3 protein-coding genes are annotated in these 12,486 nt (G+C 32.1%); all 3 read right to left on the bottom strand.

Annotated features, from left to right (window positions below; translation table 11 throughout):
- Positions 1–6: 6 nt before the first annotated feature.
- The 3 genes from M4L39_RS01850 to ssb all read right to left on the bottom strand — a co-directional run bounded on the left by M4L39_RS01850 (position 7) and on the right by ssb (position 12,469).
- Positions 7–639, bottom strand: a complete 633-nt coding sequence (locus M4L39_RS01850; RefSeq protein WP_277580466.1) for a 4'-phosphopantetheinyl transferase family protein — start codon at positions 637–639, stop codon at positions 7–9.
- 76 nt (positions 640–715) lie between these two features.
- On the bottom strand, positions 716–11,281 hold the full coding sequence (locus tag M4L39_RS01845; protein ID WP_277580465.1) for a non-ribosomal peptide synthetase: 10,566 nt from the start codon (positions 11,279–11,281) through the stop codon (positions 716–718).
- Positions 11,282–11,932: 651 nt separating this feature from the next.
- Complete coding sequence (ssb, locus tag M4L39_RS01840; RefSeq protein WP_277580464.1) at positions 11,933–12,469, bottom strand: single-stranded DNA-binding protein; 537 nt, start codon at positions 12,467–12,469, stop codon at positions 11,933–11,935.
- Positions 12,470–12,486 lie beyond the last annotated feature (17 nt).

The following is a 12,486-nucleotide window of genomic DNA, read 5'->3' as shown; positions in this document are numbered from 1 at the left end:
CACCCCTTAAAGTATAAATTCTGTATTAAATCTTTTTGTAATATCTAATAGCTCTACAACTAAATTTTGGTTAGTTGCTTCCAAAATAACTGATAGTGCGTATTTTTCAAAAACGAGATTATGAAAAAATGAAAAGCTTTGACTCATATCTTTTTCTGTTTCAACGATATTATAACTTTCTCGCCCTGGCGTAATTGAAAAAGAATCTAGTTCTTTATACATACCAATACCAAGTAACTTCAAATAGCATTCTTTCATTGTCCACACTTCAAAAAAACGATTGAACTGAACATCCGAATTTTGTGCATTCATAATATATTGGGATTCTGTTAAAGCAAAATATTTTTTAGCAATATCTAAATCAATAGCTTCAATTTTTTCTATATCAATGCCAACATTTTTATCACTGACAACACACACCGAAAACCCATCAGTATGTGAAACATTAAGATGAATACCACTTGGCATGTGCAACACAGGCTTGCCATATTCTTCTTTGCTGAATTGTATATCATCAAAATGATGCCCCGTATGTTCACGTATGCAATAATACTTAAACAATTCAGAATATCTAGTATTTCTTTTGTCGTTTTGATAAATGAAAGAGCACGTATCTAATACATACACAGTAATTTTCACAGTTACACTTCCACATCGTTTGTTAAATTAAAACAATTGAAGCAGTAAATAATTATTATACTGCTTCAATGTTGTATTAAAAATTATTTTTTGGATGACTAATCATTTTAGATAATGTCACGTTTTCTATAGGTTGCCATTTGAAGTTTAATTTTTCGAGTATAAAGTTAGTTTTAAAATCTAATACTTCAAAGTGAGATTTATTGAAAATATTATTATCTAATATACCAGTGTGAAGTAAGAAGTCATTGATTTCATCACTCATTACATCATCTTGAATACATTCCATTAAATAATCCACAAACTCATTCCACTGTACATCTTTAATATTATAATTGTTTTGGTTATATACACTCATTAATTGTTTGAGTGGAAGGTGATTATTATTATATATATGATGAATTTCATTATTTAATTGATTATTTTTAATCAATTTACTACATGCTTCGGCTGCTTGATCCACAGAAGTGAATTCTAAATCATCATTTTCTAAATCCGGGAATATTTGTAGGTTCTTGAATGATTTAATAATACTGTAGAAAGCATTATTTTCTTCATTTTTTTGGAATATTCCTGTAAGAGAATCACATTGCAAGTTACCTAATCTATATATATTAGTTTCAATGCCTTGTTCTCTACTAGAAATTAATAATTTTTCAGCTTCTATTTTACTGTCTAGATAAACGTTATTAAGTTTTTGGCCAATATCTATATCATATTCTGAAAATGTTAGCTGTGATTTGTCTTTCACTTGACCTGATGCAATAGAAATTGTAGACATATGATGAATCTCTTTAAATTGATTGTCCTTAGCAAATTGTATTAACTGCTCTATACCACGTACGTTCACACCATAAGAAGCATCTTTCGTCGCAAAGTGACTTACATTCGCTGCAGCATTAACAACTATATCAATATTTTGAGATAACTCATCGTAAGTTTTAGCATCCATACCTAGTTGCTCAGATTCAATGTTTCCTTCAATGATATGAATTCTGTTAGCATATTCAGGATTTATTTGAGACTCAAAGTAATAAACCCAATTGCGATGTAATTTTGTTTCCCCGTCAATATCTTTATTACTTCTAACCATTACATATATGTCAAAGTCTGTCTCTTCTAATAAATTATTCAATAAGTAGACACCAAAGAATCCTGTAGCACCTGTAAGTAATGCTTTTTTACCTTGTTTCGCTGCATTTGAGCCAATAATATCATATTTTTTAGCGCTGTCTTGTTTATATCCATTTATTTTTTGAATAAATTCGCTACTAAATTGATGTGTATGTTCCGTGTTAATATCTTTGAGTGATGCTAATTTTGTTAAAATATTTGTATTATCTTTACCGACAAGTGACTCACTTATCCGATCAGTCGTTTGTAGTTCGAAAATATCTTTAATAGAAATATTATATGATTTCGATAATAGCGACGTAAGTTTAATTGCTTTTATAGAGTCACCACCAATTTCAAAGAAATTATCATAAACACTTACTTTATCAGTATTTAATACATCTTCAATTGCTTTAACAATATTTGCTTCTATATCATTTCTAGGTTCAACAAATGCTTGTCTTTCAATTTCAATTTCAGGCAATGCACGTTTATTTAATTTACCATTAGAAGTTATAGGTAGCTGATCAATTTGTGTCATATAAGCTGGAATCATATAATCTGGTACTTTTCGAGCTAATTCTGTTTTAATCTCAGAAAATGAAAGTGTTTCATCTGACACTAAATATGCACAAATCGCTAAAGCTTCACCAGCCATTGGTTTAACTATTACACCCGCATCTGAAACATGATCAATTCGAAGTAGATGACTGGAAATTTCACCAAGTTCGATACGATAACCACGAATTTTCACCTGTTCATCAATACGACCTAGATATTCAATTTGACCATCTGTTCTCCATTTTGCTAAATCACCTGAACGATATAATTTACCTTCACCAAATGGATTATCAATAAATTGTTGCTGTGTTAATTCCGAACGGTTTAAATAGCCTTTTGTCACAGCGATACCACCAATACAAAGTTCGCCTGGAACACCAATACCCATAAGATTATTATTATTATTCAAAATATAAATTTGGACATTCGCTATCGGGTTCCCAATTGGGATCACATCATATACCTCACTTGCAGGTAATGGATTATATATCACCTCAATTGAAGCTTCTGTAGGCCCATATAAATCAATTAATAATGTATCGTTTCGTCCACCGATTAATGTATTAAAACGGTTCACTTGTTCTGCTTTTAGTGCTTCACCACTTGCGAGTACATAATTAACTGACGCAATATCACTCATTTTATCAGCTGATTTAATATAATCGACAAACACACCTAACATAGAAGGCACAAAGTGCACCATCGTGATTTCATGTTTTTGAATCAGTGATGTAATTTTATCTGGATTACCTTCTTCTCCGGATGGTAGTAAAACTGCTTGCGCACCAACCATCGCAAATCCAAAAATTTCCCAAACTGAAACGTCGAACGTAAATGGCGTTTTAAATAAAATTGTTTCTTCATTATTAAAATCATATTTATCAATCATCCAATTAAGTCGATTCATTACACCTTCGTAAGATACGATAACACCTTTAGGATTGCCAGTAGTACCCGATGTATAAATAATATACATTAAATTAGAAAGACCTGTAATATGTTTTAAGTTATCTGTTGATAAATCTGTAAGGGTAGATTTATTAGCCAAATCAATCACTTTGTTATCATAATTAATTGTTCTATTTAACGTGCGGTCCGTAAGTAATAAAGTTAGCTGACTGTCTTCTAAAATATAATTGATACGGTCACTAGGATTATTTGGGTCAATTGGTACATATGCACCACCTGCTTTCAAAATACCGTAAATGCCTATCATCATTTCTAAACCACGATCAGCCATCAAACCGACAAGTGTATCAGCTTTCACACCTTCTGCACGTAATTTATGTGCTAATTGATTCACACGTGAATTTAGTGCTTGGTAAGTTAAACTTTCACCTTCATAAGTGATTGCTGTTTGATCCGGCGTTTTAGCTACTTGCTGTTCAAATCGTTCAATAAATGTTTGCTTATTATCCAGTTGTACGTGAGTATTATTAAATTCTCCAAGAATTTGTGTTCTCTCTTCTCCTGTAATCATTTCAATCTCACTAATATTTTGTCCTGGATTATGAATAATCTCAGTTAATATTTGCATATAGTGTTTTAACATGCGCTCAACAGTTTGTTGTTTGAACAACTCAGCACCATACTCTATTGATACTTGGTATGCACCATCATCTTCAATTGTCATGTTTAAATCAAATTTAGCATTTGTATTCGTTGCTTCTTTTGCTTCAATTTCCCAATCCTCAATTTGAAGATTTTGCTGTTCATTATTTTGTAAGGTAAAGAGTACATCAAATAATGGGTTACGTGTTAAATCACGTCTTTCCACTACTTCTTCAACTAGTTCTTCCAATGGATACTCTTGATTGTCATACGCTTTTAATGCTGTATTTCTCACTTCAACTAATAATTGTTCAAATGATTTATTGGCTTCAGGATAAGCACGCATTGGCAACGTATTAACAAACATACCTAATATATTTTCAGTATCTTCATGGGTACGACCTGAGATAGGGCTACCTACCACAACATCTTCTTGTCTACTATATTTATGAAGTAAAATCATGAATGAAGATAATAGAATCATATAGTCCGTACTGCCTGTCGTTTGTGCTAATTGATGTAATGCGTTTCTTGTTTCTTCTGGCATTTCAGCTGTAACTGTTTCACCTGTGAAACCTTGTTGTTTCGGTCTTGAATAATCATAAGGCAAGTCTAAAACAGGAGCCTCATCTTCAAATTGAGACAGCCAAAATGTTCGTTGATCACTTAAATCACGTGTGTGCATCCATTCACTATAATCTTTGTACTGTACTTTTAAGTCATTCAAAGCTTTTTCATGGTATAGAGCCGTGAATTCTTTAATGATCAGGTTAATAGAGAAGCCATCTGAAATAATATGATGCATATCAAATAATAAGACATGTCGTTGTTCAGAAAATCTAACAATTTTCACTTTTAATAATGGCGACTGACTTAAATTAAAAGGCTTCACAAAATCATTTAACAAACTCTCGTAATCATCTGTATAAAATTCTTCATAATCTACTGATATATTTGCCGATTCATCTATAACTTGGACTGGTTCGCCATCCACTGTTTCAAAATGTGTTCTTAACGCTTCGTGGCGTTCTACTAAAATTTGGAATACATTTTGAACACGGTCGACATCTACGTCACCATTTATTTCCAACATACTTGGCATATTATAAGCAGTTTGTCCTTCTCCCATTTCATTTAAAACATATAATCGTTTTTGTGGTGAAGAAGCTAAATAATATGGTTTGACCTCAGCTTGAGGGATATTTCGTTCACTTACGCCATTTTCTTGCTCCTCTATAACTTTTGAAAGTTGTCCTACTGTCGGGCTTTCAAAGATAACTTTCAAGGGCAATCGTACACCTATTTCACCTTCGATTTTGTTTATAATATTGATTGCTTTAAGTGAATGTCCTCCTATTTCAAAGAAGTTATCATGTATACTTACGCGTTCAATATTTAAAACGTTTTCAAAAATACTAGCAAGCATTCTTTCTACATCATTTGTAGGTTCAACGTGAGTCTTGCTTTCAACTTTAATTTCAGGTAATTTCTTTTTATCTAATTTACCATTTGATGTTACAGGTAATATATCGATTTGACTCATGTACGACGGAACCATGTAACCTGGTAATTTTTTACTTAACTGCGTTTTGATATCATAAAAATCGATTTGCTCGTCTGAAACTAAGTAAGCACAAATCGCTAATTCTTCTCCTGCCATTGGTTTAGCAACTACTGCAACATCAGAAATAAAATCGATTTGACGTAATAAGCTTTCAATCTCACCCAATTCAATACGATAACCACGGATTTTCACTTGTTCATCTAAACGACCGAGATATTCTACATCACCTGTAGCACTCCACTTCGCTAAGTCACCTGTACGATATAATTTACCTTCACCAAATGGATTGTCGATGAATTTTTCTGATGTTAAATCAGGACGATTTAAATATCCTCTTGTCACACCAACACCGCCAATACACAGTTCACCTGGTACACCAATGCCCATGAGATTCTTATCTGAATTCATAATATAGGCTTGTATATTTGCAATTGGTTGACCAATTGGTATTTCTTCATAGGTTTGACCGGCAGGACAAGGATAATAAATAACTTCGATTGAAGCTTCTGTTGGTCCATATAAATCAATTAGCAAAGTATTATTTTGCTCACCTATTAATGTGTTAAATTGGTTTACTTGTTCTGCTTTTAAAGCTTCCCCACTTGCCAATACATAATTAACGGATGCAATATCACTCGCTTTATTCGCTGTTTTAATAAAGTCGACAAATACACCTAACATAGATGGCACAAAGTGTACCATTGATATTTCATGTTGTTGGATTAATTCTGTAATTTTCTCTGGGTTACTCTCTTCTCCAGAAGGTAGTAAGACTGTCTGTCCACCAATGATTGCCCAGCCAAAGATTTCCCATACAGAAACATCAAATGTAAATGGCGTTTTGAATAGAATTGTATCTTCAGAGCTAATATGATAATGATCAATCATCCAATTCAATCGATTCATCACACCTTTATAGGGCACCATAACACCTTTTGGTTTACCAGTTGTACCCGATGTATAGATTACATACATTAAGTCAGATACGTCGGTAACGTGTAATAAATTATCTGTTGGTTGTGTTGAAACCATTGAGTCATCTGTTAAATTTAACACAGTTTGATTAAATTCAATTGTTGTATCTAGCATTTGATCAGTTAGCAAAACAGTTGGTGCACTATCTTTTAAAATATAGTTGATACGGTCACTTGGATAATTTGGATCGATTGGTACGTAAGCGCCGCCCGCTTTTAAAATACCATAAATGCCTATTATCATTTCTAAATGGCGATTTGTCATCAATCCGACAAGTGAATTAGCCTGTATCCCCTCTATGCGTAGGTAATTTGCTAATTGGTTCGCTTTATCATTCAATGCTTCATAAGTCAGGCTCTCACCTTCATAAGTAATTGCTATTTGGTCAGGTGTTTTAGCTACTTGATTTTCAAAACGTTCGACGAATGTTTGATTATTATTGAACGGCACTTTCGTATCGTTAAATTTATTGAAAATAACATCTTTTTCGTCTTGAGTTACCATTTCTATTTCACTAATTTTTTGTTCAGGATTATTACCAACATTAGAAAGTATCTCGATAAAGTGCGTTAACATGCGTTCAATTGTATCTTGACTAAATAATTCTTCACCATATTCTAAAGAAATTTTGTAACCATTATCATCTTCAATAGTCATACTTAAATCAAATTTAGTATTTATATAGGAAGGTTCTTTTTGTTCAATTGACCAATCATCGATTTGAAGACTTCCTTTTTCATTATTTTGTAAAGTGAATAATACATCGAATAATGGGTTGCGTGTTAAATCACGTTTTTCAACTACTTCATCTACTAGTTCTTCTAGCGGATATTCCTGATTGTCGTATGCTTTTAATGATGTATCTTTCACTTCAGATAATAACTGATTAAACGTTTTATTTCTTTCTGGATGCGCACGCATTGCTAATGTATTAACAAACATACCTAGCAAATTCTCAGTATCTTTATGCGTACGTCCCGAAATCGGACTGCCCACGACAACGTCTTCTTGGCGACTATATTTGTTTAATAACACCATAAATGATGATAATAAAACCATATAATCTGTACTACCTGTTGCCTGCGCTAATTGATTAATTGCATTTCTAGTATCATCTGGCATCTTCATGCTTACTGTTCTACCAACAAAACTTTGTTGATTTGGTCTTGAATAATCATAAGGCAAATCTAAAACTGGCGCTTCGTCTTTAAATTGAGACAGCCAGAATTCTCTTTGTACATTTAAATCACGTGAATTCATCCACTCGCTATAATCTTTATATTGTATTTTTAAATCCTCTAAAATGCGATCTTTATAAAGTGCTGTAAATTCTTTAATGATTAAATTAATAGATAGTCCATCTGAAATAATGTGATGCATATCAAATAAAAGTACGTAACGTTGTTCAGCACATTTAACAATTTTCACTCTTAACAAAGGTGCATGAGCTAAATTGAACGGTCTAATGAATTTATTTAGTAATGATTCATAATCTTCAGTATGCGACAGCTCATAATCTACAGTAATGTTTAATTGTTCCTCAATAATCTGAACAGGTTCTCCTTTTACTGTATCAAAGTGTGTTCTTAATACTTCATGACGGTTTACTAATTCTTGGAATGCACTTTGCACACGTTCAACGTCCACATCTCCTCGTATTTCTAACATACTTGGCATGTTATAAGCTGTTTGTCCGTCTACCATTTCATTTAGTACATATAAACGTTTTTGTGGTGAAGAGGCTAAATAATACGCTTTGTCTTCAGCAGCTGGAATTTCATGGTTGCTTGAATCATTCGCTTGGTTTTCTATAATTTTAGTAAGTTGTGCTACTGTTGGGTTTTCAAAAACAGATTTTAATGGTAAACGGGTCGCCATTTTACTCTCTATTTCATTAATAACACTAATAGCTTTTAGCGAATGACCTCCTATTTCAAAGAAGTTATCAAAAATACTGATGTCTTCAACATTTAAAACTTTGCTAAATATTTCAGCAATTTTTTCTTCTATATCATTTCTTGGAGCCACATAATCTCTATGTTCAACTTGTATTTCTGGTAATTCTTTTTTATTCAATTTACCATTTGAAGTTACTGGTAACATATCAATTTGTGTTATATAACTTGGAATCATATATTCCGGTAATTTTTTACTGAGTATTTCTCTGACTGCTTCAAAATCAATTGTTTTATCTGAAACTAAGTAAGCACAAATTATCAAGTCTTCATTACCAGCCATTGATTTTGTAACTACTGCTACGTCTGATATATTTTCAATTTGATCTAATAAACTTTCGATTTCACCAAGCTCAATACGGTAACCACGTATTTTCACTTGTTCATCCATACGGCCTAGATATTCAATAAGTCCATCAGCGCCCCATTTTGCTAAGTCACCTGTGCGATACAGCTTGCCTTCTCCAAATGGGTTATCAATGAATTTTTCTTGTGTTAATTCTGGGCGGTTTAAATAACCTCTTGTCACACTTACGCCACCGATACATAATTCTCCTGGTACATCGATGCCCATAAGGTTGTTCTCTTCATTCAAAATATAAGCTTGAGTATTTGCAATTGGTCGACCAATTGGTATTTCCTCATATGATTTATGATCATGGCAAGGGTAATAAATCACTTCGATTGACGTTTCTGTTGGTCCGTACAAATCTACTAGCAATGAACTATTTTCTTTGCCGATTAGTTGATTAAAGCGATTTACTTGCTCAGGTTTCAAGGCTTCACCACTGGCTAATACGTAATTAAGTGAATCAATAGCACTTGCACTTGATGTGGTTCTAATAAAGTCTATAAATACGCTTAACATAGATGGTACAAAGTGTACCATTGAAATTCTATGATGTTGAATTAGTGATGTAATTTTTTCTGGGTTGCTTTCTTCACCAGAAGGTAGTAAGACTGCTTGTCCACCTATCATCGCCCAGCCAAATATTTCCCATATTGATACATCAAATGTAAATGGCGTTTTAAATAAAATTGTATCTTGATGATCGATATTAAATTCATCAATCATCCAATTCAGTCTGTTAAGTACACCTTTGTAGGGAACCATAACACCTTTTGGCTTACCAGTTGTTCCTGAAGTGTAAATTACATACATCAAATTAGAAACGTCTGTAACACGTGGCAAATTACTTGTAGGCATGGTTGATAGCAGTGAATTGTTAGTAATATTAATAACAGTACGCTCATAGTCAATAGCAGGATCCATATCTTCATCAGTTAACAACACACGAGGTTGACTATCGCTTAAAATATAATTAATTCGTTCACTTGGATGTTCAGGGTCCATTGGCACGTATGCGCCTCCTGCTTTTAAGACGCCATATATAGCGATTAGCATCTCTAAACGACGTCGGCTCATTATCCCAACAAGCGTGTCGGGTTTTACACCTTCATTTCGTAATTGATATGCCAATTGATTTGCACGATCATTTAACGACTGATAAGTTAAGCTTTGGCCTTCGTAAGTAATTGCTGTTTGATTAGGCGTTTTTTCCACTTGTTCTTCAAAACGTTCCACAAATGTTTGCTCATTATTTAATGGTAAATGCGTATCATTAAATTCATGAAGTATTTTTTCTTTTTCTTCACCTGTCACAATTTCAATATCACTGATACTTTGTTCTAGATTGTTTATCATACTATTCAAAACATTTAAAATAGTATCGTGTAATTGATATACACCCTTCTCATCTAATGCATCAATTTGATAATCGTAGTCAATATCCAAGCCGTTTTTACTACTTCTATTACTAACGTTTACACTTAATGGTGCATTATTAGTACCTGAATCTAACCACTCGTCTGAAAATCCATCTTCTATAAATTCTGCATTATACTGAGTATTTTGGAAAGATATAAAACAATCTAGCAAGCCTCTTTTATTTCCACTATCTTCAACAATATAATCATAAGGGTATTTTCTATGTTTTAATAAATTAAATGTTTCAATTTTTATTTTATCCAAATATGACTTAATTGATAGATTTTTATCTATTTCCACTATCATCGGTAGAACCCTTGAATAAACCCCTGTTGACGCTTTCTCTTTTTTACTGTTTCTGTTATGTATGAGTAATCCGACTGAATTTATATTAGAAAGTGTTTTTTTATACTTAATAATAAGCATAATAGCAGAAAATAGATTACTTATGCTTAACTGATTCTCTTCACAAAATGCTTTGATATTTTTGGTATCTATATTAGATAAACTGATACTTTTTCTTTTGCCCACAGCGCTGCCTAACGTTGTCTTTTCAAAAAGCGCATTGTCTTCAAAGTTCTTCAGTTTTTCTAACCAAAATTGTTTATCTTTATCAAATCTATTTGAATTTTCATATTTTGATTCGGAAGCAATATTTTCTAGATAAGAGTTGCTATCAGATTCATCAACAGGTTTTCCTGCTAATATCTTAATTAGATAATTCACAACAATGGTCATACTCCAACCATCACTTATAAGGTGGTTTTGTAACAAAACTATACCGTTATGTCCTTCTGGAAGCCTTACAATTGTAGCTTTGTATAAATCATCATTTAAGGCAAAAATATTCGTTCTAGCCTTTTCATTAACCCATTTCTTATAAGAGACCTCATCTTGATAAAAGTCTAAATAATCGTAATATTTATATTGAAAGTTTGCTAAATACTGTTGGTACACCCCATCTTTTTTAGTTATTCTCAATCTAAGACTTTCGTGATCTCTCACTAGCTTATTAAAAGCTTCATTTATTTCTTCGTACTCTAAGCCATTTCTCATATGCATAACACCAGCTATATTATTTATACTAGTGTTTTCATAATATTGTTCAATTTGTAATATTTCGTTTTGTGCATAAGACAATAATTTTGTTTCCATTTATAATTGCAAACCTCCTATCAATATACAGTACATACTTATAATAATATTATCCAATGTTTTTTTCAATCATATGAGTTTGGTTATATTTCTATAGATAATTTTATAAATTCCCTTATTTATTTTTTCGAAACATTATTAACCAAATATTAATAATTTTAAAGTAAAATTAATTGTCGAATTGAAGGCAATTCAATTTCGCTCAATTACTATAAAAAAGAATATTCTGATTTTTTGATATAAAAAAGGTACGTTAATTTTTACAGTTGAGATCACTTTTTTAATAAATTAAGAGGAGATTGCGTAACAATGAATTATTTTATATTTAATAACACTAGGATTTCTAGAATCATTCATTTTTGAAGAACCTATTGAAGCAATATATGATAAAACCAAACTTATTAAACGTAACATTTCGTTTATATTAATCATTATAATTTGAGTAATAGAATTTTGTTGGCTTTGAGGTTTTATGTATTATAGAAAAAGAGATTAAACAACCTGAGGTTGCTTAATCTCTTTTTCTATATTTCTATAAGCCCTATTTAGATTAAGAGCTTATTTCACACATTCACACACATATAATACAATTTCACACATATATAATATAATTTCGACGATCTACATTGACATTCACACAATGTTTGTAGATTAGAACGGTAAATCATCATCACTAATATCAATAGGTCCATTTGCGTTTGCAAACGGGTTATCTGATTGTTTATTATTCGATGAATTATTATTGCTATTGTTGTTGTTATTATTGTTATTGTTATTATTTTGATAAGAAGAAGTATTTTGACCTGATTGTTGTCCGCCAAAGTTTTGGAAATTGTTATTTCCTTCTTGGGCATGACGTTGATTTTGATTTTTAGGTTCAAGGAATTGAACGCTATCACAAACCACTTCAGTTACAAAAATACGACGTCCTTCTTGGTTTTCGTAGCTACGTGATTGAATGCGACCGTCAACGCCAGCTAAACTACCTTTGAATAAGTAGTTATTAACATTATCTGCTTGTTTTCTAAAAACGACACAATTAATGAAATCTGCTTCGCGTTCCCCTTGCGCATTTGTAAACGTACGGTTTACTGCTAGAGTAAAAGTCGCAACACTCACGCCTGAGGGTGTTGTTCTATATTCTGGATCTTTCGTTAAACGACCGACTAAAACAACTCTATTTATCATTTAAACGAACCCCCAAT

It is taken from the genome of Staphylococcus equorum (assembly GCF_029531845.1).
Taxonomy (GTDB): Bacteria; Bacillota; Bacilli; order Staphylococcales; family Staphylococcaceae; genus Staphylococcus; species Staphylococcus equorum_C.
The sequence above is the reverse complement of the archived record's forward strand: the minus strand, read 5'-3'. Positions and strand labels throughout refer to the sequence as shown.